This is a genomic window from Pseudomonas salmasensis (assembly GCF_014268375.2).
GTDB classification, from domain to species: domain Bacteria; phylum Pseudomonadota; class Gammaproteobacteria; order Pseudomonadales; family Pseudomonadaceae; genus Aquipseudomonas; species Aquipseudomonas salmasensis.
Genome location: NZ_CP077083.1, coordinates 3,806,827 through 3,832,187, shown reverse-complemented (window position 1 = coordinate 3,832,187; position 25,361 = coordinate 3,806,827). Strand labels below are relative to the sequence as shown.

At 62.0% G+C, this 25,361-nt stretch carries 24 protein-coding genes; 11 read left to right on the top strand and 13 right to left on the bottom strand.

Going from position 1 to position 25,361, the window contains the following annotated elements:
- Window positions 1-119 precede the first annotated feature (119 nt).
- From HU731_RS17210 to HU731_RS17195, 4 genes are all read right to left on the bottom strand, one after another.
- A complete protein-coding gene (locus HU731_RS17210) occupies window positions 120-521 on the bottom strand; it encodes an ExbD/TolR family protein (protein WP_186606365.1) in 402 nt (133 codons plus the stop codon).
- Window positions 522-1,244 (bottom strand): MotA/TolQ/ExbB proton channel family protein, encoded by a 723-nt coding sequence (locus HU731_RS17205; RefSeq protein ID WP_186606528.1) that lies wholly within the window; start codon window positions 1,242-1,244, stop codon window positions 522-524.
- A gap of 25 nt (window positions 1,245-1,269) precedes the next feature.
- Entirely contained in the window at window positions 1,270-2,073 is an 804-nt protein-coding gene (locus HU731_RS17200) for an energy transducer TonB (protein ID WP_186606364.1), read from the bottom strand.
- Window positions 2,074-2,306: 233 nt separating this feature from the next.
- Entirely contained in the window at window positions 2,307-3,158 is an 852-nt protein-coding gene (locus tag HU731_RS17195; RefSeq protein ID WP_186606363.1) for a LysR family transcriptional regulator, read from the bottom strand.
- A 110-nt stretch (window positions 3,159-3,268) separates the two neighbouring features.
- Between HU731_RS17195 and HU731_RS17190 the strand changes: the two genes are divergently transcribed.
- Window positions 3,269-4,468: a CynX/NimT family MFS transporter gene (locus HU731_RS17190; protein ID WP_186606362.1), complete on the top strand. Its 1,200-nt coding sequence runs from the start codon at window positions 3,269-3,271 to the stop codon at window positions 4,466-4,468.
- Here the strand turns inward: HU731_RS17190 and HU731_RS17185 are convergent.
- On the bottom strand, window positions 4,439-6,754 hold the full coding sequence (locus tag HU731_RS17185; protein ID WP_186606361.1) for a TonB-dependent receptor: 2,316 nt from the start codon (window positions 6,752-6,754) through the stop codon (window positions 4,439-4,441). The two genes, HU731_RS17190 and HU731_RS17185, sit on opposite strands and share 30 nt — an antisense overlap.
- Before the next feature lie 155 nt (window positions 6,755-6,909).
- Between HU731_RS17185 and HU731_RS17180 the strand changes: the two genes are divergently transcribed.
- The 3 genes from HU731_RS17180 (at window position 6,910) to HU731_RS17170 (ending at window position 10,774) form a co-directional block, all read left to right on the top strand.
- A complete protein-coding gene (locus tag HU731_RS17180) occupies window positions 6,910-7,854 on the top strand; it encodes a LysR family transcriptional regulator (protein ID WP_186606360.1) in 945 nt (314 codons plus the stop codon).
- Window positions 7,855-7,954: 100 nt separating this feature from the next.
- On the top strand, window positions 7,955-8,416 hold the full coding sequence (locus tag HU731_RS17175; RefSeq protein ID WP_186606527.1) for an HIT family protein: 462 nt from the start codon (window positions 7,955-7,957) through the stop codon (window positions 8,414-8,416).
- A gap of 750 nt (window positions 8,417-9,166) precedes the next feature.
- Complete coding sequence (locus HU731_RS17170; RefSeq protein WP_186607979.1) at window positions 9,167-10,774, top strand: alkaline phosphatase family protein; 1,608 nt, start codon at window positions 9,167-9,169, stop codon at window positions 10,772-10,774.
- A gap of 122 nt (window positions 10,775-10,896) precedes the next feature.
- Here the strand turns inward: HU731_RS17170 and HU731_RS17165 are convergent, their stop codons facing one another.
- Window positions 10,897-11,802, bottom strand: a complete 906-nt coding sequence (locus tag HU731_RS17165) for a TauD/TfdA dioxygenase family protein (RefSeq protein WP_186607978.1) — start codon at window positions 11,800-11,802, stop codon at window positions 10,897-10,899.
- Window positions 11,803-11,986: 184 nt separating this feature from the next.
- Here HU731_RS17165 and HU731_RS17160 point away from each other — a divergent pair, with 184 nt between their 5' ends.
- On the top strand, window positions 11,987-12,907 hold the full coding sequence (locus HU731_RS17160) for a LysR family transcriptional regulator (protein WP_186607977.1): 921 nt from the start codon (window positions 11,987-11,989) through the stop codon (window positions 12,905-12,907).
- 104 nt (window positions 12,908-13,011) lie between these two features.
- Here the strand turns inward: HU731_RS17160 and HU731_RS17155 are convergent, their stop codons facing one another.
- Entirely contained in the window at window positions 13,012-14,013 is a 1,002-nt protein-coding gene (locus HU731_RS17155; protein WP_014716431.1) for an ABC transporter substrate-binding protein, read from the bottom strand.
- Between the two features lie 279 nt (window positions 14,014-14,292).
- Here HU731_RS17155 and HU731_RS17150 point away from each other — a divergent pair, with 279 nt between their 5' ends.
- Together HU731_RS17150 and HU731_RS17145 are read left to right on the top strand one after the other, a co-directional pair.
- Window positions 14,293-15,891, top strand: coding sequence for an ABC transporter permease (locus tag HU731_RS17150; RefSeq protein ID WP_186607976.1), 1,599 nt, complete (start codon window positions 14,293-14,295; stop codon window positions 15,889-15,891).
- Window positions 15,888-16,703, top strand: a complete 816-nt coding sequence (locus tag HU731_RS17145; RefSeq protein WP_186607975.1) for an ABC transporter ATP-binding protein — start codon at window positions 15,888-15,890, stop codon at window positions 16,701-16,703. The genes HU731_RS17150 and HU731_RS17145 overlap by 4 nt, the downstream gene beginning before the upstream one ends.
- Here HU731_RS17145 and HU731_RS17140 read toward each other — a convergent pair.
- Window positions 16,690-17,760, bottom strand: a complete 1,071-nt coding sequence (locus HU731_RS17140) for a fatty acid desaturase (RefSeq protein ID WP_186607974.1) — start codon at window positions 17,758-17,760, stop codon at window positions 16,690-16,692. The genes HU731_RS17145 and HU731_RS17140 overlap by 14 nt on opposite strands.
- A gap of 101 nt (window positions 17,761-17,861) precedes the next feature.
- Here HU731_RS17140 and HU731_RS17135 point away from each other — a divergent pair, with 101 nt between their 5' ends.
- From HU731_RS17135 to uraH, 3 genes are all read left to right on the top strand, one after another.
- On the top strand, window positions 17,862-18,866 hold the full coding sequence (locus HU731_RS17135; protein WP_105225372.1) for an AraC family transcriptional regulator: 1,005 nt from the start codon (window positions 17,862-17,864) through the stop codon (window positions 18,864-18,866).
- Between the two features lie 194 nt (window positions 18,867-19,060).
- Window positions 19,061-19,534 (top strand): GlcG/HbpS family heme-binding protein, encoded by a 474-nt coding sequence (locus HU731_RS17130; protein WP_186607973.1) that lies wholly within the window; start codon window positions 19,061-19,063, stop codon window positions 19,532-19,534.
- A 27-nt stretch (window positions 19,535-19,561) separates the two neighbouring features.
- On the top strand, window positions 19,562-19,972 hold the full coding sequence (uraH, locus tag HU731_RS17125) for a hydroxyisourate hydrolase (protein WP_014716425.1): 411 nt from the start codon (window positions 19,562-19,564) through the stop codon (window positions 19,970-19,972).
- Here uraH and HU731_RS17120 read toward each other — a convergent pair.
- Window positions 19,967-20,653, bottom strand: coding sequence for a Crp/Fnr family transcriptional regulator (locus HU731_RS17120; protein ID WP_186607972.1), 687 nt, complete (start codon window positions 20,651-20,653; stop codon window positions 19,967-19,969). The genes uraH and HU731_RS17120 overlap by 6 nt on opposite strands.
- Window positions 20,654-20,736: 83 nt before the next feature.
- On the opposite strand from HU731_RS17120, the gene HU731_RS17115 reads away from it, so the two are divergent.
- A complete protein-coding gene (locus tag HU731_RS17115; protein WP_186607971.1) occupies window positions 20,737-21,261 on the top strand; it encodes an Mpo1 family 2-hydroxy fatty acid dioxygenase in 525 nt (174 codons plus the stop codon).
- Between the two features lie 117 nt (window positions 21,262-21,378).
- Here HU731_RS17115 and HU731_RS17110 read toward each other — a convergent pair whose 3' ends face one another.
- From HU731_RS17110 to HU731_RS17095, 4 genes are all read right to left on the bottom strand, one after another.
- The gene (locus HU731_RS17110) at window positions 21,379-22,359 is read right to left on the bottom strand and encodes a sulfate/molybdate ABC transporter ATP-binding protein (protein ID WP_056782568.1); all 981 of its coding nucleotides are present in this window, start codon (window positions 22,357-22,359) and stop codon (window positions 21,379-21,381) included.
- A gap of 3 nt (window positions 22,360-22,362) precedes the next feature.
- Entirely contained in the window at window positions 22,363-23,235 is an 873-nt protein-coding gene (gene cysW, locus HU731_RS17105; RefSeq protein ID WP_003187565.1) for a sulfate ABC transporter permease subunit CysW, read from the bottom strand.
- Window positions 23,236-23,248: 13 nt separating this feature from the next.
- Window positions 23,249-24,067, bottom strand: coding sequence for a sulfate ABC transporter permease subunit CysT (cysT, locus tag HU731_RS17100; RefSeq protein ID WP_032894195.1), 819 nt, complete (start codon window positions 24,065-24,067; stop codon window positions 23,249-23,251).
- Between the two features lie 178 nt (window positions 24,068-24,245).
- Window positions 24,246-25,256 (bottom strand): sulfate ABC transporter substrate-binding protein, encoded by a 1,011-nt coding sequence (locus HU731_RS17095; RefSeq protein WP_003187562.1) that lies wholly within the window; start codon window positions 25,254-25,256, stop codon window positions 24,246-24,248.
- Window positions 25,257-25,361: the final 105 nt, after the last annotated feature.

Here is a 25,361-nt window from a genome sequence, read left to right as displayed (position 1 = left end):
CGCTCGTAAACATGTAAATTCTTTTCCTACGCAACATCTGTAAATACGTAATGCTTAAATAAAAAAAGGCCGCACCCTGCCAAGGAAAGCGGCCCAAAAACTGTCGAGACTTTTTGAAACTAACGTGCGGTAATCACCGACAATTTGGTAATACCCGCGCGCTCGATCGACGCCATCGCCCGCGCCACTTCGCCGTAATTCACCCCATCATCAGCCTGCAGTTGCACCCGCACCTCGGGGTCCTTGGCCTTGGCCGCCTGCAGGTTGAATTCCAGCAGGTCCGGCTCGATGGCGTCCTTGTTGATAAACACCTTGCCAGCGCCGTCGATGCTCACCACCAGCGGGTCTTTCTGCTCAACCGGCGCCACGGCCTGGGTTTTGGGCAGGTTGATCGGGATGGAGTTGGTCAACAGCGGCGCGGTGACGATAAACACCACCAGCAACACCAGCATCACGTCCACCAGCGGCGTGACGTTGATCTCGCTCAGCACCTCATCACTGTCTTGCGTGGAGAAGGCCATTCAGGACGCCTCCTTCACTTTCTGCGGGCTGCCGGCGCTGGCCTTGGCCAACGTAGGATGCAGCAGCACGCGGAACGAATTTTTCTGCGCCAGGCTGTAGAAGTCGTGGGCAAAGTCATCCAGGTCGGCCGCCGTCAGCTTCAGGCGACGCAGGAAGTAGTTGTAGACCAGCACCGCCGGCACCGCGACGGCGATCCCCACCCCGGTCGCGACCAACGCTGCGCCGATGGGCCCCGCCACCGTTTCCAGGCTGGCGGACCCGGCGGCGCTGATCCCCTTCAGCGCTTCCATGATGCCCCACACGGTGCCAAACAGACCGATAAACGGCGAGGTGCTGCCGATACTGGCGACTACGGCCAGGCCGGTTTCCAGAGAGCGACGCTCACGCACGATCTGCTGGCGCAGGGCGCGTTCGAGGCGGTCTTGATGGTTGATTGCCTGGCTCAAATCCGCAGCATGGCTGGCGTCACCCACCTGGATCGCCGCATAACCGGCCTGGGCCACATGTGCGGCGGCGCCGGGCTGGGTTTCGGCAAGTTCTGCGGCGGCATCGAGGCTCGATGCCGCCCAGAACTGGGTGTGAAACTTGCGATCCTGGGCCTTGAGGCGACCGAACTGCACGCCCTTGAGCAAGGCCAGGCCCCAGGTAGCGACCGAAAAGGCCACCAACAGCCAGATCACCGCGCTTTCGATGGATTCAAGTGGAGATGCCAATGCCATGATGTTTTCCCTCTGCGCCGCTGAATAATTAATGAATCTTGAAATCGATGGGCACGCTCACCCAGCCGTTCTGGGCCACATCGCCCTGCTTGGCCGGCACAAAACTCCAGCGCTTCACCGCAGCCAATGCCGCGTCATCCAACTGCTGGCGACCGCTGCTTTTTTGCACCTGGATCTCACCCGGTTTACCGCTGGCCAGCACCTGCACCCGCAGCAACACCGTGCCTTCCCAACCGCGACGCTGAGCCAGTGACGGGTACTCCGGCGCCGGGTTCTTCAGGTACGCGGCGTTGGCCGACGCGGGTGTCACCGGGGCGGGCGCCACAGGCACTGGCGTAGCGGCTGGAGCTGGCGTCGGTGGTGTTGGCACTGGCGGCGGCTCGACCGCTTTGGGTACAGGCTTGGGCGCAGGTTTAGGCGCGGGCTTGGGTTTGGGAGCCGGTTTGGGCGGCGCCGGCTTGGCGGCCAACTCATCCACCACCGGCGGCGGTGGTGGCTCGAGCACGGGCGGCGGTGCTGGCGGTGGCGGCTCAACCACCGGCGGTGCCGGCTGGGAAAACTCGATGGTCATCGGCGGAATTTGCGGCGGCACAATCGGCAGCACCGGGGTGGGCTTCTGACTTACCCAATAGATCACCGCGCCATGCAACGCCAACACCAGCAGCCCCAGCAGGATGCCTTCACGGCGGCTGGAGAAACGCTTCGGGGTCTGCTGCAAACGCAATTGCCCCAACGGCGCGCGGTGCGGCCGGCCAAGGTCGACCAACTCACCACTCGGTGCCTGGCGCCACAGCGCCTCGTGTGCACTGGCGGCGGTCTGGACATTGCCCATTGATTCACTCCCTGCGGCTTTGAAAACCGACGGGCCTGTAGGCAGGGCCGTCTAGGGCTGAATCATCGGGGCCAGACCCTTATCTCTTAAAGTAATCTTTAAAGTTATACATAGATCAAAATTGAATAACCATGAAGGCCATGCGGCGCTAGCCCACGTCCACCGTGGCCTGGCGCCCAGGCGTTATTTTTCGATGCTTTGAAGGCATACAAAATATTCGGCAAAGGTATGGGTCAGTGCGGGTTTCCAGCGCATAACGCGAGCAATTCGCTCAGCAATGTCTGGCCCGCCGCGCCGAGGCCACTGCGGCCATACAAGGCTAATCGCACGCCGTGTACCGGCGGCAGGCCACTCTCCGGGCCGAGTATGCGATGGCCCGGTTGCAACACCCGTTCCGGCAATAAACTGATGCCCAACCCCGCCGCCACCGCCGAACACACACTGGCCAGGCTGGCGCTGGAATAGCCGATGCGCCAACGCCAGCCGGCACGCTCAAGATGGTGCAGCATGTCATTGCGATACAGGCCGCCTACCGGGAAAGCCACCAGCGGTAAAGGATCACGGCCCAGCGCCGGCGTGCTGAGGCTGTCGACCCAATACAAGGGCTCGGGCCACGACGCTACACAGTCGTCGCTGTCGCCCATCTGCTTGACCAGCAACACGTCAAACTCGCCGCCCCGATACTGACGCTGCAATTCAGGGCCCAGCCCGCTGGTGACTTCCAGTCGAACCCGTGGATAAGCCACGACGAACGCCGAAAGCAGCGGCATCAGGCGCTCGGCAGCAAAGTCCTCCGGCACGCCGAGGCGCAACACGCCGTCGCTTTGCTGGTTGATCAGCACATCGGCGGCTTCTTCATGCAGCGCCAGAATGCGCCGCGCATAGGCGAGCAGACGTTCACCCTCAGTGGTGGGCACCACACGGCGCTGGTCGCGATCGAGCAACTGGCACGTCACCGCGTCTTCCAGGCGGCGGATCTGCTGGCTGACGGTAGACTGGGTCAAATGCAGGCGCTCGGCGGCGCGGGTGAAATTGCCGCAGTCCACCACGGCGACAAAGCTGCGCAACAACACAGGATCGAACACACTTATCACCATTGCGTTTGCCACTGGTTGGCATGGTTATATTTAATTTCAGCATACCTTGGCGCCTCGCCATACTCATCCCTCATTTGCCCACCCGGACCCTGCCTGCCATGACGCTGAACTCGACACTCGCCGGACGACTTGCCGGCTGGGGCCTGCTGGTGGTGCTTGGCCTGAACCTGCGCCCCATCCTCAGCTCCATCAGCCCCTTGCTCGGTGAGATTCGCCAGGCCACCGGCTTGAGCTTCCAGAGCAGTGCCTTGCTCACCAGCCTGCCGGTGATCTGCATGGGGTTGGTGGCACTGGTGGGCGTGCGCGTGGAGGCTCGCCTGGGCGAGCGGCGCGGCATCGCCCTGGGCTTGTTGATGATTCTGCTGGCGTGCCTGGCGCGCTGGTTGATGGGCCAGGCTTCGGCGCTGCTGGTCACTGCGCTGCTCGGCGGCGCAGGCGTGGCGCTGATCCAGGCGTTGGTGCCGGCGATGATCAAGCGCGAATTCCATCACCGCGTGCCGGTGGCGATGGGGGTGTACTCGGCTTCGCTGATGGCCGGCGGTGGGCTGGCGGCGCTGCTCAGCCCAGTGGTGGCCACGCATTTCGAGCAATGGCAGGCGGGCTTGGGTGTATGGCTCTTGCCAGCGCTGGGGGCGTTGCTGCTGTGGGCCTGGCTGCCGCTGGGCGCGGCGCGAAACCCACAGCAGGCGCCTGCGTTCAAGGGCTTGCGCAACCGGCGCGCCTGGCTGCTGGCGCTGTATTTCGGCCTGGTCAATTGCGGCTATATGAGCATGGTGGCGTGGCTGCCCGCCTACTATCAGCAACTGGGCTGGGGCGTGCTGCCCAGCGGTTCATTGCTGGCGTTCATGACGATTTTTCAGGTGACTGCCGCCCTGCTGATGCCGGTGCTGGCGCAACGCGGTATCGACCGCCGCCCATTGCTCAGCATCAGCCTGTTGGCGCAAACCATCGGTTACCTGGGCCTGATCATCGCGCCACAGGAATATCCTCACCTGTGGGTGGCCTTGTGCGGCTTCGGCCTGGGGGCCTGCTTCGCCCTGAGCCTGCTGCTGACCCTCGACCACCATCGCGACCCTCGCCAAGCCGGGCAACTGGCGGCGTTCGTACAAGGCGTGGGCTTTTTGATCAATGCGATTTCGCCATGGCTGACCGGCTGGCTGCGCGAGCTTACCGGCCACTTTGTCAGTGCCTGGGTGGTGCTGACGGTGACGGTGGTGGCGATGCTGCTGGTGACGCGGGTGTTCAGCCCGGCCACCTATCGCACCGACCTAGAAATCGTAGCGCCCAGTCACGCCTAGGGTGCGCGGCGTGCCCAGCAGGCCCTCGTAACCGCCGTTACCGCCGGTCCACAGGGTGGTGTAGTAGGTTTTGTCGAAGGCGTTTTTCAGCCACAGCGACACATCCCACTGCCCCTGGTCATAGTCGCCGCGCAGGCCGGTCGACAGGTTGACCACCGCATAAGCCGGGATCTGCCCGTAGTCGGAATCTTCCACCGTGCCCACCGCCTTGGAACGGAACGCGTAGCTGGCGGTGACGTAAGGTTCGAAGCCGTTCGCCAGGTTCCACTTGTACTCGCCGTTGGCGTTGGCGATCCACTTGGAGGCGCCCACCACCTGATGGCCGCTCAAGTCGCAGGACGCCGGCGCACCGGGACGCAGGCTGGTTTCCGGCGGGCATGGCGCATCCTTGTAAGACAGGTACGTCACGTCGTTGAAGGAGCCGTTGATGTTCAGGGTCAGGCCCTTGATCGGCACCAGGGTGCTTTCCACTTCCACACCCCGCGAGCGCACCGAGCCGGCGTTGGTCAGGTACTGCACGCGGTTGTCCTGGTCGTAGGCGTTGGTCTGGTAGCCGTTGACCTGGGTCCAGAACAGGTTGGCATTGAGCTGCAGGCGGCGGTCCCACAACGTGCTCTTGAAGCCCAGCTCGGCGTTGTTGGCGCGCTCGGTGCCGATCAGCAGCGAGTCGGCCCCGGCTGTTGGCGCAGACCCCACCGCCAGGTTCACACCGCCAGACTTCTCGCCATGGGACAGCGTCGCGTAGCCCAGCAGGTTTTCGTTGAAGTGATAACTGAGATTGAGCAGCCCCGACGGCGTGGCGCTGTATTGCGAAAGGTCGCCCGAATCATAGGCCCCGGTACGCCCACGCCGCGCCGTGGCGGCAGCACCGCTGACCGCCGCGCCACCGACTGGCGCATTGCGCGTGACCCAGGCGCTTTTCTCTTCGTAGGTGCCGCGCACACCGGCGGTGAAATCCAGGCGCTCGGTCAGGTGCCAGGTGCCTTGGGCGAACAGCGCGAAGCTGTCGGTGCGGATATGCCCGTTGCCCACACTGCTCACATTGCTCAACGCACCGGCAGGCGTGCCGTTCCAGATATCAGCCTTGGGCCCATAGTAGGCAAAGGATTTGTTATCCAGGTCGGAGCCGAAGTAGTAAGCGCCGAGCACGTAATCGAAGAAACCACCGCTGGGCGACGCCAAGCGAAACTCCTGGGACCACTGCTTATCTTCCACCGAAACCCCGGCGTTATACGACGCCGGTACGTTGAGGCCGTCATCGTTGCGCGGGGTGAAATTCCACCAGCGGTAGGAACTCACCGAGGTCAGGGTGAAGTCGCTGGGCAGCGTCCAATTGGCTTCCAGCGACGTACCGCCCTGGAACACCGTGACGTGCTGGTCGTTGTCCAGGTTGACCTTGCGATGGGTGCCGTCCACCAAGGTGGCGCCCGCCGCGTTGGCCCGGGATTGATACAGGTTGGTGCCATTGATGGTCGGCCCGGTGCTGTACAGCACGCGGGTGCCGGCGCTGGAGTCTTCTTCGTTGTAGTCGCCGATCCAGCGCAGGTTGAAGGCCTCGCTGGGCTTGTACAGCAGTTGCCCGCGAAAGCCCTGGCGTGAGCCGCCGTTCAGATCATGGCCGTCGTGTTCATTCTTGATGTCGCCGTCGCTGCGCGTGCGATAGGCCGAGAAACGCCCCGCGAGGTCATCGGTCAGGGGGCCGGAAATCGTGCCCTTGGTCTGGAAATAACCGTCCTCGCCCAGGGAGGTTTCGATACTGCGCTCCGGGGTAAAGCTCGGCGCGCGGGTGCTGATATTGATCACGCCAGCGGTGGTGTTCTTGCCGAACAACGTGCCCTGGGGGCCGCGCAAAACCTCAAGCTGCTCGATGTCCATCAGATCGAACACCGCCATGCCCGGGCGCCCCAGGTAGACGTTGTCGATATACAGCCCCACGCTGCCTTCCAGGCCGTCGCTGGCCGGGTTGTTACCCAGGCCGCGGATCGACACGCTGGACTGGCGCGCATGCATGTAGGCGACGTTGACGCTGGGCACCAGTTGCTGCAAATCCTGGATGCGGTACACCCGCTGGGTTTCCAGGGCCTGGCCGCCGACCACGCTCATGGGCGTCGGCACGGCCTGGGCACTTTCGGTCCGCCGCCGGGCGGTCACCGTGACGGTTTCCAATTGGCCACTGGCGCGCTCGCCCTCGCCGGCAGGTGCGGATGTTTCAGCGGCCTGGGCCGGCGACCAACTGGTACCGCCGGCCACCAACATAGCCAGGGGCAAGGACTTGAACAGACTCATAAGCGGCTCCAGAACCCCGGAATACTCGTCGCCTCATATTCCCAAAGGTTATTTATTTATGTTTTTACGAACATTTACTGCATAAGAGATAGCCTTTATAAGGAGTCGACGTAATGCATAGCCAATGCATTTCCCGGATATTTTTGATGTGAAAAATGCATATCGACCTGCGCCAGCTTCGCCACTTCATCGCCCTCGCCGAACAGCGCAGTTTCGTCGCGGCAGCCGCAGCGGTGAACCTGTCGCAGTCGGCGTTCAGCCGCAGCATCCAGGCCCTTGAGCACAGTGCCGGCTGCCAACTGGTGGACCGTGGCCGCAAAGACCTGGCGCCCACCAAGCAAGGCCAGGTGCTGCTCGAACATGCACGCCGCCTGGTCAGCGGCGCACAACAACTGGCCAACGAAATCAGCCAGTTCAATGGCCTGGAAGCCGGCGAACTGCGTTTCGGTTGCGGCCCGGCGCCGGCAGCTGGGTTAGTCCCACGTGCCATCGGCAGTTTTATCGGGCGCTACCCCAAGGCCCGCGTGCAGTTCCAGGTGGATGACTGGCAAAGCCTGGGCAAGCGGCTGCTCAGCGAAGAGTTCGAATTCTTCGTCGCCGACACCCGCCACTTCGAAGCCAACCCCGACTACCACACCCACCGCCTGCGCCCGCGCCGTTGGCACTTCTGCTGCCGCGCCGGCCACCCCTTGGCCACGCGTAACAGCGTCAGCGCCGCCGAGCTGATGAGCTACCCGCTGGCGGTAACCATCCGCCCGCCGAACCTGCGCAAAGTCATCGTCGACCTCAGCGGCCAGCCGGATTACCAGCCCAATGTGGAATGCGAAAACGGTTACAGCCTCATGGGCGTGGTACTGCGCTCGGACGCCATCGGCATCGTCAGCGCCAACAGCGACGTGCTGCACATGGCACGCGGCGAACTGGTGTGTTTGCAGATTGAGGGATTGGACGAAAACCTGGAGGAGCGCTACACCCGCTACGGGATCGTCAGCCGCGCGGGGTATCGGTTGTCGCCGTTGGCGCAGGCGATGATTGAGCAGATCAAGGAGATAGATGAGAGAGACGAGGATGCTTATGCGTTGGAAAATATTGCGGTCTGACTAGCGGCTGCCCGTCACTTGCGTGAAGTCATCATTAGATAACAAAGATCACCTACAAGAGGGTCTATGACCTTTTGACCCGCACGAGGAAGCGCGTTTGATGGACTGTATCTTTTGCAGCATTGCCCGCGGTACTGCTCCCGCCCATCTCCTATGGGAAGACCAGACCCACATGGCCTTTCTCTCCATATTTCCCAACACCCGGGGGTTCAGTGTCGTTATCCCCAAAACCCATCACGGCAGCTATGCGTTTGCCGAACCGGACACCGTGCTGTGCGACTTAGTCATCGCAGCCAAGAAGACGGCGACGCTTTTGGACAACGCGCTAAAGGGTGTCGCCAGAACGGGCATGATTCTGGAGGGTTATGGCGTCGATCATCTGCACGCCAAATTATTCCCGATGCACGGCACCGGGGAAGATAGCGCCTTCAAAAAAATCAGCTCGACCCAGGACAAATATTTTGAGCGTTATGAAGGTTATGTCTCCTCTCATGACGCTGCCAGGGCAGACGATACAGCGCTGGCAGAACTGGCCGCTCACATCAGGTCATTCGCCGGGTAAGCCAACGCTAACCACGATGCGAAGCGAGCCGCTCTTGATCTTGATCTGCTTGTGATCTTGATCTCAGGCGCCCCGTTAAACCACGCTGGCCGGAATTCGACAGGGATTTGGGGGGGTAAACCGGCAGGGATGCCGGTTTAGCCGCCCCGCGCCATGGATGGCGCGTGGCGGCGGCCCCCCAAATCACTGGCGGATTACGGGCACACCGAGCCCAAGCGAGGTGCCGAGTGGTGGGGCAAGAGCCCTTTGGTTACTTTGGGGCTCTTTTCCAAAGTGACCCGCCGTCAGGGCGGAACCCTAAGTGGCCGTTACCTAAATAACGGATATGTACTCGGTCTGATCCAACATCCCGGTCAGCTGTCAGGCCGCCTTCGCGAGCAAGCCCGCTCCCACAATTTGATCGTGGAGTGTCAGGTAGATGAGTGTCGGCTGGCTGGCCGTCATCGCAGGCAAGCCAGCTCCCACAGGTTGATCGTGGGGCGTCAGGTAGATGAGTGTCGGCTGGCCGGCCGCCATCGCAGGCAAGCCAGCTCCCACAGTTGGATCGCGGAGTGTCAGGTAGGTGGGCGTCGGCTGGCGGGCCGGCTTCCCCATTTGAAATGCAATCCCCTGTGGGAGCTGGCTTGCCTGCGATAGCGCCAGCAGCCACACCCATGCATTCCCTGCATAAAATCCAGACCTCAAATGCACTTGCCAGCCCCCCCTGCGAACGGCGAAAAAACGCTTCTGTCCTCCGTCCGGTAAACCCCCATGTCTGAACCAAAACCCGTGCGCAACGTGCTCTACATCATGTGCGACCAACTGCGCCGCGACTACCTGTCCTGCTACGGCCATGCCCATCTGCACACGCCAAATATCGACCGCCTGGCCGCCGCCGGTGTGCGTTTCAGCCGTGCCTACACCCAGGGCACGATTTGCGGCCCATCGCGTATGTCGGCCTACACCGGGCGCTATGTCAGCAGCCATCAAGTGGCATGGAACGCGGTACCGCTGCCGCTCGAAGAGCTGACGATCGGCGACTACCTGCGCCCCCACGGTATCCGCACCGCACTGGTGGGCAAGACCCACGCCACGCCGAACCTTGAGGCCTTGCAGCGCCTGCAGATCGACCCCGACAGTGCCCAGGCCGAGCCGCTCAACGAGGTCGGCTTCGACGCGTATCTGCGTCACGACGGCATCTACCCCGACAGCCCGCTGTTCGACGATAAGCGCGAGTCCGCGCCCTACACCCAGTACTTGCGCGATCACGGCTACAGCGGCCGCAACCCCTGGCATGAATGGGCCAACGCCGCCGAAGGTGAGAACGGCGAAGTGCTCAGCGGCTGGCACATGCGCAACGCCGGCAAACCCGCACGTGTGGCCGAAGAGCATTCGGAGACGGTCTACACCACCGACCGCGCCATCGACTTTATCGACGAGCAAGGTGAACAGCCGTGGTGCCTGCACCTGTCGTATATCAAACCGCACTGGCCCTACATCGCGCCGGCGCCTTATCACGCGTTGTACGGCGCCGAGCATGTGCAGGCGCCGATTCAACCGGAACACACCAGCGACCATCCGGTGTACCAGGCATTTCGCCAACACCAGGAGAGCCAGAACTTTTCCCGTGACGAGGTGCGCCTCACGGTGATTCCCACCTACATGGGGCTGATCAAACAGATCGATGATCAACTCGGGCGGCTGTTCGACTTTCTGCAAGGCACTGACCGCTGGGACGACACGCTGATCGTGTTTACCAGCGACCATGGCGACTTTCTCGGCGATCACTTCCTCGGTGAAAAAGAATTCTTGCTGGAGCCTGCGGTGGGTATTCCGTTGATCGTGCGCGACCCGCGTGCCAGCGCCGATATCAGCCGTGGCACCGTGGACGAGCGCCTGGTGGAAACCATCGACGCCTTGCCCACCTTCCTCGACGCCTTGGGCTTGCCCGCCGCCGACCATCGCCTGGAAGGCCGCTCATTGATTCCATTGCTGCACGGCGCGCAACCCGCCTGGCGCCGCTATGCCATTGCCGAATACGACTACGCCTTCCAGGCCCCCGCTCGCGAGCGCCTGGAGCAACCCATCGACCGTTGCCGCATGACCATGGTGCGCAGCGAGCGCTGGAAGTATCTGGCGTACGACAGCTTTCGCCCTCAACTGTTCGACCTGGAAAACGACCCGCAAGAACTGCACGACCTGGGCAGCGATCCGGCCTATGCCGAGGTGCGCGAAACTCACTTGGGCTATCTGTTCGACTGGCTACGCGGGTTGAAGCGGCGTACCACCATCAGCCACACGGAAGTTGAACTGCGTGGGCAGTGGTTTCGTTATGGTGAGCCAGAGGCAGAGAAAGTGGTGAAGATCGGGGTCTGGTAAACACCACAAACCAAATGTGTGCGGGCTTACTCGCGAATGCGCAGTGTCAGTCGACGAATTCATCAACTGACCCACTGCATTCGCGAGCAAGCCCGCTCCCACATTTTTAATCTTCACCCGGCTTAGAGACCTTTAGTGGTTTTGCTTGATTGCCCCTGCACGCCCACCGGCACATCCCCTTTGAGCGTAACCCGCCGCACGATGCGCTCCTGGGTGCCGTAGTCGTCCACCGCGTAATGCTGGGTGGCGCGGTTATCCCAGATCGCCACGTCACCGGTGTTCCAGCGCCAGCGCACGGTGTTTTCCAGGCGGGTGACGTGGCCTTGCAGCAGGTTGAACAACTGCGCCGACTCTGCCTGGGAGTAGCCTTTCAGGCGTTTGACGAAGTGCCCCAGCAGCAGGGTTTTCTCACCGCTGACCGGGTGCACACGTACCACCGGGTGTTCGGTTTCGTACACCGTGGAGGTGAACACTTTGCGGTACTCCTCAAGCTTCTCCACCGCCACGTCCGGCTTGCGGGCGGCATAGTCGTATTCGTTGCTGTGCACCGCCCAGAGGTGGTCAGCCAGTGCGCGCAGCTCCGCGCTGAGGTCGTTGTAGGCAGCGGCGGTGTTGGCCCATACGGTGTCGCCGCCGGACGCAGGCGCCAGCACCGAACGCAGGATCGAGGCCTTTGGGTACGCATCGACGAAAGTCACGTCGGTGTGCCAGGAGTTGGCGCGCTGTCCACGGGTGCCATCCAACTCCATCAGGAACCGCGTGCCGTCCCGCACCGGCACCGTGGGGTGGGCAATCGGCTCGCCGAGCAGGTGAGCAAAAGCTTCCTGGCTCTGATCATCAAGGTGGGCCTGCTCGCGAAAGAAAATCACCTTGTACTGCACCAGCGCCTGCTGGATGGCCTCGACGGTGGCGGCATCCAGCTCACCGGACAGTTTAATGCCACGGATCTCGGCACCGATCCGCCCGGCTACCGGGTGAATATCGAGTGCGTGGGCGATGGGTTGAACGGCTAATGCGGCGTTGCTCATTGTGATGACCCTCATGTGCCTGCGAAACGGTGGGGGGACGCTTCCAGCAACGCTCTATTCATATGCGATTTAGGTCTAGCAAATGAATGAATGCTTCGTTGACGGAATAAGAGCTTGCATTTAAAACCTCAGCTTGCCGGGTCGCAAATGCCTTCGACCTATTTTTAAAATGCCGGGAAAGCATATGGATCTTCGCCAACTGCGCTACTTCATCGCCCTCAACGAACACCGCAGTTTCGTGCGTGCCGCGGACGCGATGGGCATCACCCAACCAGCGTTCAGCCGCAGCATCCAGGGGCTGGAACAGGAGTTCGGTTGCGTGCTCGTAGACCGTGGCCACAAGGACTTGCGCCCCACGCCGGAAGGCCAGGTGGTGTTGCAGCACGCCCTGAGCCTGGTGCATGGCGCAGCGCTGCTGAGCAGTGAAGTGACGCGCATGACCAAGCTGGACGCCGGCGACCTGCGTTTCGGCTGCGGCCCGGCGCCCGCCGTGAAACTGGTGCCGGATGCCGTGGCGCGGTTTATCAACGCGCACCCGAAAATACGCACCACGTTTCAGGTGGATAACTGGGAAACCCTCAGCCGCCGCCTGAGCCGTGAAGAGATCGAATTCTTTATCGCCGACATCCGCCAGTTCGAGGCCGACCCGAATTTCCAGACCCGCGCACTCACCCCCAAACGCGGGGTGTTTTTCTGCCGCCCTGGCCACCCCTTGCTGGCCAAGGACAGCCTGTCCACCAACGACATGTTCGACTACCCGCTGGCGGCGCCACTGATCTCCCAAGGCATTCGCAAACTGTTGGCGAACCTGAGTGGGCGTATGGATTTTTCACCGAGCATCCAGACCGAGCACTTCCCGGCACTGGTGAGCATCGTGCTGCAAACCAATGCCATCGGTGTCGGTACTGAAGAGGCCTTTGCCGAGGACATTGCCAGGGGGGCGCTGGTGCTGCTGCACTGGCGCAACTTGCCGCAGCACATGGAGACAATGAGTGCGCGCTGCGGGATTGTCAGCCGCACCGGGTCGCGGTTGTCGCCGGCGGCGAAGGCGATGATCGAGACCTTGGTGGAGGTGGATAGTCAGCCGGTAAGTGTGGCGGTTTGACGGGCCTCATCGCAGGCAAGCCAGCTCCCACATTTGAGCGGCGAACACATTCTAGTGTGGGAGCTGGCTTGCCTGCGATAGCGATAGCCCAGGCACCGACAAGCTCAGAGCCCCGCCGCCACCAACCCCGGCGCCACCCAATCACTCACCTGAAACGACTTGCGAATCAACTTCTCCCTGGACGCCAGGTCCACCGCATCCTGCAATTTGCCAAGGAACACCGGGTCCAGCGTGGAGGGGAAAACTTCGCTGAGTTTCTGGTCTTTCAAATCATTGGTGAGGATCACCGGCGGGTAACTGGCCAGCCCAGACACCAGCGCGATGTACGCCTGTTTGTTGTTGTCATCGGTCAACCACTGCACCGCTTGCTGCTGGGCCTTGAGCAACGTGGCCACGGCGTCTGGGTGTTCATCGACGAATTTGGCGCTGCCCACCAGCACGGCCTGGATGCTGCCGGCATCGCCCAGGTCCTTGGTGGTCAGCGGTATCTCTGCCAAGCCTTTGGCCTGCAACGCCGTCAGCGTGGAACCGCCCCAGGTGGCGTCAATCTGCTTGGCGGCCAGGGCGGCAGCGGCCGCATTGAAGTCCAGGTTGATCACCTTCAGGTCCTTCTCGCTCAAACCCTGGCTGGCCAATGCGCTGTCGAACGACAACTGGCTGGCCGTGCCACGGAACACCGCCACGCGCTTGCCCTTGAGGTCTTGCAGGGTCTTGATGCCGGAGCCCGGCACCACGCCGAGGTAATGCTTCACTCCCCGTGCGGAGGCGCTGAGCAGCCGCGTATCCAGGCCATTGGAGCGGCCGATGATCGCCGCCAGGTCGCCCAGATAGGCCAGGTCTACCTGGCCGTTGGCGAAGGCTTCGTTGATCACGGGGCCGGCGCCCTTGAAGTAATTCCACTGGATCTTGATGCCTTGGTCGGCAAAGGCTTTTTCGAAGATCTGCTGTTCACGCAACACGTCGGTAATGCCACCGCCACTGTGCTGGCTGCCGGCACTGAGGTCGGGCACGGCGATGCGGATTTCCTTGAGGTCGGCGGCATGCACCAACCCGGCCAGGGCAGTGCCGGCGAACAGGCTGATCAGACGTTTAAAGGGCAGTTTCATAAGCGCAGCTCCTGGTGGGCGACGGTCGCCTGGGGAGCAAAAAGTAGGCACAGGCTGAACAAAACTTTAAATACTATAACTTCACAATTTAATAGCTTTTAGGACTATGCGAGTTAACACGCAGGCTCCAGAGGGATATGCACAAACAGCATCGAAAATATTCTTCGAATGCATTGGATGCGTAGCGGCGTGAGGCTTTAAATGACTTTTCTTATCTCGCAATCATCTTGATCACGATTTTTTAAGATCGAAATCACATAACGCATTCGGAGGTCTTCCATGGCCCGGATTTCACTTCTGAGCCTGCCGCTGTCGGCCCCGTCCAAAGGCGTCGCGCCGCGCTGGCCACAGCTGGACCAGGGTTTATTGCCATGGCTGCTGCCGTTCACACTGTTTGCCTTATGGTGGCTGGCCAGCCGCAATCATTGGATGAGCGAGCAGATTCTGCCCACCCCCGCCCTGGTCTGGAGCAGTGCGGTGGAGTTGGCCGGTGGCGAGTTATGGAGCCACCTGGCGATCAGCTTGCAGCGCTTGTTCTGGGGCCTGCTGGCCGGTATCAGTGCCGGCGCGATACTGGGCGCGTTCCTGGGTTTCAGTGCGCGCGCCGAGCGATTGGTATTCCCGACCTTCAGCGCCCTGGCGCAAGTGCCGACGCTGGCCTGGATCCCGCTGTTCATGGTGTTTTTCGGCATTGGCGAAACCCTCAAGCTGGTGGTGCTGGTCAAGGCCATCGTGGTGCCCGTGACCCTGCATACCCTGGTTGGCGTGCGCGACGCCCAACCCAACCTGCGCGAAGCCGCCCGTGTACTGCGCCTGCCTGGCCACTTGCTGATCCGCCGCCTGGTCCTGCCCGCCGCATTACCGGCGTTCATGGCCGGCGTGCGCCTGGCCCTGGGGGCCGGCTGGACCTCCCTGCTGGCCGTGGAGCTGCTGGCCTCCAGCGAAGGCATCGGCTACCTGATGGTGTGGGCGCGCCAGTTGTTCATGCTCGATATCGTCTTCGTGTGCATCGTGGTCATTGGCATGCTGGGTGTGGTGATGGACCGCGGCATCGGCTGGCTGGACCGCAAGTGGGTGCACTGGCCCCATCCGGCCACTGCGCAGATTCGACGCGGGCCACGCTACGAAGGCTGGCAGCGCTTGCAACCCTGGCTGTTGCCGCTGCTGCTATTGGCGTTATGGCAAGTAGCGACTCAGCAGGATTGGGTCGATCCAAACATTCTGGTCAGCCCCTGGGCGGTGCTGCAAACCAGCGTGGCGGGCGTGCTGGATGGCAGCCTGACTACGGCGCTGGGCAAAAGCCTTGGCCGGGCCCTGGGCGGGTTGCTGCTGGGCGGCAGCCTGGGCTTTGCCCTGGGGTTGTGGCTGGGGTTGTCGCGTCGCAGTGAGCGACTGTTCGGCCCAACCTTGTCCGCGCTGCGTCAGATTGCGATTTTTGCCTGGGTGCCGCTGCTGACCGCCTGGTTCGGCCTGGGTGAGTTGGCCAAGTGGGTGTTTATCGCCCTCGCCGCTTTCTTCCCGTTGTTTATCGCCACCCAGCGCAGCGTGCTCAACTTGTCGCCCCAGTTGCGCGAAGCCGCGCGGGTGCTGCGCCTGAACCTCTGGCAACGCCTGCGCCGCCTGGTACTACCGGGCGCTGCGTCGGGGATTTTCGCCGGCCTGCGCCTGAGCCTGATCTACGCGTGGATGGGCACCCTCGGCGCCGAATATTTCATGCCCTCCAATGGCGGCATCGGCAGCCTGATGATCGGCGCCCAACAGCTGCTGCGCATGGACCTGATCATGAGCGGCATGCTGCTGGTCGGCCTCACCGGTGCCACACTCAACCTGCTCGGCCAACGCCTCGAAACCCGCGCCACTCGCTGGAGACACGCATGAACGCACCGATTGTCAGCTTCAACCATGTGGGCAAGTCCTTCGACGTCGATGGCTTCGAACTGGAAGCCATCCGCGAATTCAACCTGGAGGTGGCCGAAGGGGAATTCGTCGCGATTGTCGGCGCCAGCGGTTGCGGCAAGTCCACCCTGCTGCGCCTGTTGGTGGGGCTCGATACGCAGTATCGCGGCGAGATCCGGGTGGACGGCAACGCCGTCAGCGGCATCGGCGGCGAGCGCGGCATTGTGTTCCAGGAGCACCGCCTGTTCCCATGGCTGACCGTGGCGCAAAACATCGGCCTGGGCCTGGTCAACGAGCCGTTGAGCGAGGCCGAGCGCACGCGGCGCATCAATGATTTTATCGAGCTGGTGGGCCTTACCGACTTCACCCGCGCCTACCCGCACCAACTCTCCGGCGGCATGGCACAACGGGTGGCGATTGCCCGCGGCCTGGTGGCCAGCCCGCGCATCCTGTTGCTGGACGAACCCTTCGGCGCCCTGGATGCACTGACGCGCCAGCAGATGCAGGACGAACTGCTGGCGATTCGTGCCCGCGCCAGGATCACCACGGTACTGGTGACCCACGATGTGGAAGAGGCGATTTTCCTCGCCGATCGCGTGGTGGTGATGGAGCCGCGACCCGGGCGCATCAAGCAAGTGGTGGACATCGCTCTGCCCCATCCGCGCCAGCGCAGCAGTTTTGAATTCCACCAGCTACGCGAAGAGCTGCTGCACGAATTAACCAGCGACGACCATTACCAACCGCCGGTGCGCGAACAGATCCGCGACCTGCCATTGGCGTTCATTGCTTGCTGAAAGAGAGCTCAGTGCGCGTGTGTTCCTGGGGCTCCAGGCGATTGGCTCGCGCAAACGTGCCCAAATCATTGAAGCGCACCCCCATCTCGGCCATGACCTTGTGCGCCACCTTGGCGGTCATCTGGCGGATGTAGAACGGTTCTTTCACCACAAAGTGATGGATGCCGTGGGTGCTGCCGAAGTTGAAGCAGAACGCCTGCAACGGCCACAGCCACCAAGGGTTCAGCACTTGGGTCTGCTGGATCACATTGCCCAGCTCCACATCGCCGTAGTAGTGCATGTTGGAGCTGACAAAGTGCAGGCAGAAGGTGCGCAACACATTCGGGCCGATGATCACCACCGCAGCGATATCGATCACCTGCATCACCTGCAAGGTACCGGCTGACCACTGAATGGGCGCGCCCATCAAACTGGCAATGCCATTGGCGGCATGAAAGCCCAGGAAGACGTACCACGCGCCCCAATGCAGCAAGGCCAGCGGTGCGTACACCAGCAGCACGCGCTTGAGGATGCTGACCCTGTGCGGCCAGGTCTTGGCGCGCAACAGGCGGACCAAGGCCGACATCATGTTGTCCCCCACCATCAGCAACCGCGCGATGCCCCAGGGTTCGCCGTTGGTGATCGCGCGCTCTTCCATGTCGGCCTCGGTGCCCGAGACCTTGTGATGGTTGAGGTGCAGATGCCGGCGTATCCACGGGTTGATGGTGCTCGGGCGCGCCAGCCACACCAGGCCCATCATCAAATTGTGGGGCACGCGCTGTTTGCGAAAGTACATGCTGTGAATCAGGTCGTGTTCCAGCTCGTGGGTGAGCGAGGCGAAGAAGGCATTGAGCAGCAGACACACCCACCAAGCCATATGACCGCTGATGTAGAGCGCCGCCGAGCCGAGCATGCCCAGCAGGGCAAAGGCCAGGATGCCGACGCCCAGGGCGTCCTGATGCAACAACCAGGGGTGCCGCTGGCGCAAGCGCACGCCCTCGGCCATCACCACCTCGCGGATATGCGCCGAACGCTGTTGTGCGTTCAACGGCTGGGGGCTTGCAGAAGTACCGTCCATGCTTCCATTCTCTTGTGAAGTGATGCCTGCATCCTGCACCTAACCCTAGCGCAGGACGCTAGCCGCGCACGCCAATCTGTTGACCCCAAGCGCCAATTGCCATGACCGAACCCACTTCCCTCGCCAGCTGGACCCGTGCCCTGCGCAAGCAGCTCGACGCCCTGGGCCTCGACAGCGCCGCGCTGTGCGCCGAAGCCGGGCTCGACCCGCAGCAGATGGACGACCCCAACGCCCGCTACCGGTTGTCGGCCACCACGCGCCTATGGGCGCTGGCGGTACAGGCCAGTGGCGACCCGGCGATCGGGCTGCGGGTGTCGAGGTTTGTCAGCCCCACCACCTTTCATGCGCTGGGTTACGCATTGGTGGCCAGCGGCAGCTTGCGCGAGGTGTTCGAGCGCATCGTGCGCTATCACCAGGTGGTCAGTGATGCCCTGGACCTGGAGCTGAGCCGCCACGGCGACGTCTACCGTTTTCGCCTGCTCCAACCCCCAGGCAGCCCTGCGCCCGCACCGGAAGCGATTGATGCCTTTGCGGCGATTTACGTACGTACCTGCCGCAACCGCCTGGGTCGCGACTATGCGCCGTTGGCCGTGTACCTACGGCGCCCGGAACCCGCCGACCCCAAGCCATGGCACACGGTATTTCGCGCACCGGTATGGTTTGCCGCCGACGAAGACCGCCTGGAATTCGCCGCCAGCGACTTCGACAGCCACCTGGACGACGCCAACCCGGAGCTGGCCGAACACAACGAAACCGTGCTCAAACGCACCCTCGCCCAACTGCAACCGCTGACCTGGGAACGCAAGGTGCGCGCCGCCATCGAGGCGCAATTGCCAGACGGCGAGCCAAGCGCCGAACACATTGCTCAAGCGCTGCATTTGAGCCTGCGCAGCTTGCAGCGGCATCTGGCCGATGAAGGGTGTCGGTTTGACGCCCTGCTCAATGAGTGTCGGCAAAACCTGGCGTTACTGCACCTGCGCGACCCGCAGTGCTCATTGGCCGAGATCAGCCATTTGCTGGGGTTTGCCGATACCAGCAGTTTCAATCGTGCGTTCAAGCGCTGGACAGGGATGACGCCGGGGCAGTTTCGCGACGGGTTGCAGTAGCAAGGGCCTCATCGCAGACAAGCCAGCTCCCACATGATGTGAACCCATTCTCCTGTGGGAGCTGGCTTGCCTGCGATGAGGCCAGTACAACCACCACAAATCCCTGAGTTTGATTACAAACCTGTCATCCAATTGTGCGGCTTTTGTCCGCGTCCGCTGGTTACCGTGATGGCCTGCTTTCTGGAGCCCTCACTATGTACCGCACTGCTTTGTTCCTGAGCCTCGCCGTGGTCACCGCCGCCCAGGCGACGCCACAATTGCCACGCCACGCCGAGCTGGATTTGCACACCGCTCGCCAACTGGCCGACGCCAGCCTGGCCCACTGCACCGCTGCGCTGACCGTACTCGACCGCGGTGGCAACCTGTTGCTGGGCCTGCGCGCTGACGGTGTCGGCCCGCACAACAGCCTCGCCAGCCAACGCAAGGCGTACACGGCGCTGTCGACAAAAACCCCGACCCGGCTGTTTGCCGAACGGGCGCGTAATAACCCCGAAGCCGCCAACCTCAACAGCTTGCCCGAGCTGCTGTTGCTCGGCGGTGGCGTGCCGCTGTTTGCCGATGCCGAACTGGTCGGTGCCCTAGGCATCGCCGGTGCCGGTGGCGCCGCGCAGGATGAAGCCTGCGCCGTACAGGCCGCCGAGCAACTGGGCTTGAAAATCACCCCTTGATTCCACTTCCCTCAAAAGGACTTCGCGATGAAAACCTTGAGCATGACCCTCGCCGCACTGAGCCTGAGCGGCCTCTGCAACCTGGCCCTGGCCGACGGCAACCCCCTGAGCGTGCACGTACTCAACCTGGAAAACGGCCTGCCAAGCGCCGGGGTCAATGTCACCCTGGAACAGCACGTGGGCGATAAATGGCAGTCGCTGTCTGAAGGTGTGACCAACCAGCAAGGCCGCATCGCCGAGCTGTTCCCGGCCAACCGCAGCATGCAGCCGGGCGAGTACCGCGTGGTGTTCAAGACCGGCGATTACTACAAGAAGGCTAACCGCGAGACGTTTTTCCCTGAGGTACCGGTGATATTCCAGGTCAAGCAGGCCGACCAGCACTACCACATCCCGCTGTTGCTCAGCCCTTACGGTTTCTCCACCTATCGCGGTTCATAGGCCCGCGGCCAGCTGCAGCCCATTGAGGTCGCGTATCTCGATGGCGCCGTAACTCAAGCCGATAATGCCCTGTTGCTCCAGCGCCTTGAGCAGACTGTTGATGGTCTGGCGCGACAGGCCCAGCATCGCCGCCAGATCCTCCTGGGGCAGTTGCAGCACACGGCGCGCCTGTTCCACTTCGCCGTAGCCTTGGGCAATCATCAGCAACCGATGGGCCAGCCGCTCTGAGGCGGGCATCAGGCTTATCTGTTCGATAGTGATCAACGACAGCCGCAGTTTATGGCTCATCAACAGGGCCATCTCCCGCCAGAACAGCGGACGCTGTTCGAGAATGCCGAGCATCGCCGACTGCGGCACCTGCAACAACTTGCATGCGCCCGTGGCCAGGGCATCGTGGGTGCGCGGCAGGTTGTCGAACAGGCAGATCTCGCCGAACCAGTAGGGCGTTTCCACCAGGCTCAACACCGCTTCCTTGCCCTGAGCACTGACCGCACTGATGCGCACCGTGCCTTCCAGCACCGCATACACGCCGCACGGCGGGTCACCGCGCTTGAACAGGTACTGCCCCGCCGTCAGCACACGCAACCGCGCCGCCCCCAGCAGGCTACGCTGCAAGTCTGGCGGCAAATGGCTGAACCAATGACCGCGAGCCAATTGCGCGTGCCATGTCCCTGTGTCCATGCGAACTCCGAAGATTGTCGCCCAGTTGACAGTTAGGCACCGACTGACAGGGCATGATCAAACATCCTACAGGAGGAACAACAATGAAAAGCCTCGTCGACCACCTCAGTCAATACGCCGCATACCACCGCGACCCACGCAACATCGCCAGCCACTTCATCGGTATCCCGCTGATTGTGGTGGCGGTGGCCGTGCTGCTGTCGCGCCCGGAATGGTCGGTAGGTGGGCTGTGGCTATCACCTGCGGTGCTGCTGGCGCTGTTTTCGGCGTGGTTTTACCTGCGCCTGGAACTGGCCTTGGGCGTGTTGATGACGGTGCTGATGGGCTTGTCGGTGTGGGCCGGGCATGTGCTGGCGGCGCAAAGCACGGCGGTGTGGCTGAGCAGCGGCGTGGGCATGTTTGTGGTGGGCTGGGTGATTCAGTTCGTCGGGCACTACTACGAAGGCAGGAAGCCTGCGTTTGTGGACGATGTGTCGGGACTGATCGTGGGGCCGTTGTTTGTGGTGGCGGAGTTGGCGTTTTTGCTGGGGTTGCGGCATGAGCTCAAGCGGCAGATTGAACAGCGTTCGGGGCCGGTGTGCGCCCACAAGAAAAACGTGGCGGCCTGACCCCTGTAGGAGCGAGCTTGCTCGCGAAAAACGTTAACGATGACGCGTTTATTCTGTTAAAACGCGGCGTTCTCAGGTTTCTCGCGAGCAAGCTCGCTCCTACAGGAGGTGACGGGGTCAGGCTTTTTGCCAGACCTTGGGTTTGAAGAACAGGGTCTCGCCCCGCGCCAGGCCGGTGAGGCTGTCATGGTCTTTCACCACTTCGGCCTCGATCAATTCACTCTGGCCTTCAACCTTCAAGGTCACGCGAGTGGTCGCGCCCAACGGCCGAATATCCCGCACCTGCGCCGCATGGTGATCCTCCAGTTCATGGCGCGACAGCGACACTTCGTGGGGGCGGAACAGCAGGTGCTTGTCTTCGCCCAAATGCAGGCGGTTGGAGTCACCCAGGAAGTGATAAACAAAGTCGCTGGCCGGGTTTTCGTAGACGTCGCCCGGTGAACCGATCTGCTCGATTACGCCCTTGTTCATCACCACAATACGGTCGGCGACTTCCATGGCCTCTTCCTGGTCGTGGGTCACGAAGACCGAGGTCAGGTTGATATCTTCGTGCAGGCGCGCCAGCCAGCGGCGCAGTTCTTTACGCACCTTGGCATCGAGGGCACCGAAGGGTTCGTCGAGCAGCAACACCTTGGGCTCCACCGCCAGGGCGCGGGCCAGGGCGATACGCTGGCGCTGGCCACCGGAGAGTTGTTCCGGGTAACGGTCCGACAACCAATCCAGCTGCACCATGTTCAGCAGCTCATGAACCTTGCTCGCGATCTGGCTTTCGCTGGGGCGTTGGTTTTTCGGCTTCATGCGCAGGCCGAACGCGACGTTATCGAACACGGTCATGTGGCGAAACAGCGCGTAGTGCTGGAACACAAAACCCACGTTACGATCACGCACATCGTGGCCGGAGACGTCTTCGCCATGGAACACGATGCTGCCCGCATCCGGAGTTTCCAGGCCGGCGATGATGCGCAGCAACGTAGTCTTGCCACAGCCGGACGGGCCCAGCAACGCCACCAGCTCGCCACTCTGGATATCCAGGTTGATGCTGTCCAGGGCCTTGAAGGCGTTGAAGTTCTTGCTGACATTACGGACTTCGATCGACATGACTTATTCCTCACCCGCGCTGTTGCGCAGGCGGTTGATTCGGTTCTCGCTCCACTGCTTGAGCAGCAGGATGAAGAGCGCCAGGATCAGCAACAGGCTGGCCACCGCAAATGCGGCAACGTGGTTGTATTCGTTGTAGAGAATCTCGACATGCAGCGGCAGCGTGTTGGTGACGCCGCGAATGTGGCCGGACACCACCGACACCGCGCCGAACTCGCCCATGGCCCGCGCCGTACACAGCACCACGCCGTAGATCAGGCCCCACTTGATGTTCGGCACGGTGACATGCCAGAACATCTGCCAGCCATTGGCGCCCAGCAGGCGCGCGGCTTCTTCTTCCTGGGTGCCCTGCTCCTGCATTAGCGGGATCAGCTCACGGGCCACGAACGGCACGGTGACGAAGATGGTCGCCAGCACGATGCCCGGCAGGGCGAACACGATCTGGATGTCATGGTCTTGCAACCACGGCCCGAAGAAGCCCTGGGCGCCGAACATCAACACGTACACCAGGCCTGCGATCACCGGCGAGACCGAGAACGGCAGGTCGATCAGCGTGACCAAAATGCTCTTGCCACGGAACGAGTACTTGCTCACGCACCAGGCGGCGCTGACGCCGAATACCAGGTTGAGCGGCACCGAAATCAGCACGGCGATCACCGTGAGTTTCAGCGCCGACAGCGCGTCTGGTTCAAGGATTGCGGTGAAGAACGTGCCGAGGCCGTTCTTCAAACCCTGGGACACCACCACCAGCAACGGCAGCAGCAGGAACAGCACGAATACCAGCCAGCCAAGGCCGATCAGGATGCGTCGCGAGGTCGCGCTGCCACGGCGGGCGGCGTTGGCCGAGGACGCGGCGGAAATAGACGATTGGGACATGTTCCGCGCCTCCTTATGGACGTTCGATGCGCCGCTGCAACAAGTTGATCAGCAGCAGCAAGACAAAGGACACCACCAGCATCAGCACACCAATGGAGGTGGCGCCGCGGTAGTCGTATTGGTCGAGCTTGACCATGATCAGCAAGGGCAGGATTTCGGTTTTCATCGGCATGTTGCCGGCGATGAAGATCACCGACCCGTACTCACCCACGCCTCGGGCAAACGCCAGGGCGAAGCCGGTCAACCAGGCGGGCAACAATGCCGGCACGAGGATGTAGCGGAACACTTGCAACGGCTTGGCGCCGAGGCAGGCGGCGGCCTCTTCGATTTCCCGGGGGATATCGGCCAGTACCGGCTGCACGGTGCGCACCACGAAGGGCAACGTGACGAAGGTCAGCGCCAGGGTGATACCCAGGGGGGTGTAGGCGATCTTGAAACCCAGGTCGGTGGCAAACTGGCCAACCAGGCCGTTGGGCGCGTACAACGCCGTGAGCGCGATACCGGCGACGGCGGTGGGCAAGGCGAACGGCAGGTCGATCATCGCGTCGATGACCTTGCGCCCGGGGAAGGTGTAGCGCACCAGCACCCAGGCCAACAGCGTGCCGATCACACCGTTGATGAGTGCGGCGTACAGCGCAGTGCTGAAGCTCAGTTTCAAGGCCGCCAATACGCGAGGCGCGGAAATGATGTTCCAGAACTGATCCCAGGTGAGTTGAGCGGCGTGTACAAACATCGCCGCCAGGGGGATGAGTACGATCAGGCTGAGGTACACCACGGTGTAGCCCAGCGTCAGCCCGAAGCCGGGTATGACGGGGGAGATACGACGCGACATAAGAGTCCTTGGTTAGCGGAACGGATATGCAAAACCCGCAAATGAATGCGGGCTCTCCTGACCGCTGTAGGAGCGAGCTTGCTCGCGAAGATCGTCAACGATAACGCGGGCAGTCTGTTTGCACGCGGTGCCTTGAAGTTTTTCGCGAGCAAGCTCGCTCCTACAGTGATCGGTGTAGTTATTGCGCCGTGTAGATCTGGTCGAACACACCACCGTCATTAAAGAATTTCGGTTGGGCAGTTTTCCAGCCGCCGAAGTCTTTGTCGATAGTCACCAGGTCCAGTTTCGGAAACTGCTGGGCGTATTTGGCGGCGACTTTTTCATCCCGTGGGCGGTAGAAGTTCTTCGCCGCAATCTCCTGGCCTGCCGGGCTGTACAGATGGTTGAGGTACGCGGTGGCGATCTCGGTGTTGCCCTTTTTCTCGGCGTTCTTGTCCACCACCGCCACCGGCGGTTCTGCCAGGATCGACAGGGAAGGCACGACGATGTCGAATTTGTCGGCGCCGCCGTCTTCTTTCAAGGCCAGGAACGCCTCGTTTTCCCACGCCAGCAGCACGTCACCCTGGCCGTTGTTGACGAAGGTAATGGTAGAACCGCGCGCGCCGGTGTCCAGTATCGGGACGTGCTTGAACAGCTCTTTGACGTATTCCTGGGCCTTGGCTTCGCTGCCGCCGGCCTTGAGGCCGTAGGCCCAGGCGGCGAGGAAGTTCCAGCGTGCACCGCCGGAGGTTTTCGGGTTGGGCGTGATCACCGACACGTCTTTCTTGATCAGGTCGCCCCAGTCCTTGATGCCCTTGGGGTTGCCCTTGCGCACCAGGAACACAATGGTGGAGGTGTACGGCGTGCTGGCGTCCGGCAGGCGGGTCTGCCAGTTCTCTGGCAGGGTCTTGCCCAGTTTGGCGATTTCGTCGATGTCGCCGGCCAGGGCCAGGGTGACGACGTCGGCGCGCAGGCCATCGATCACCGCCCGGCCTTGCTTGCCCGAGCCACCGTGGGACTGCTGGATCTTGACGTTGTCGCCGGGGTGGGACTGCTTCCAGAAGCTGGTGAACTCAGCGTTGTAGTCCTGGTAGAGCTCACGGGTGGGGTCGTACGAGACGTTGAGCAACTCGTAGTCCTTGGCAACGGCGGAACCGGCAAACACGGCACTGGCCAATGCGGCCAAGGCATAACGGCGAATCGACGACATAGAAGCTCCTGAAATTCTTGTATGTTGGCGCAACCCTGTAGGAGCGAGCTTGCTCGCGAAAAACCCAGAAGCACCGCGTTAAACCTGATGCGCTGCGTTATCGTT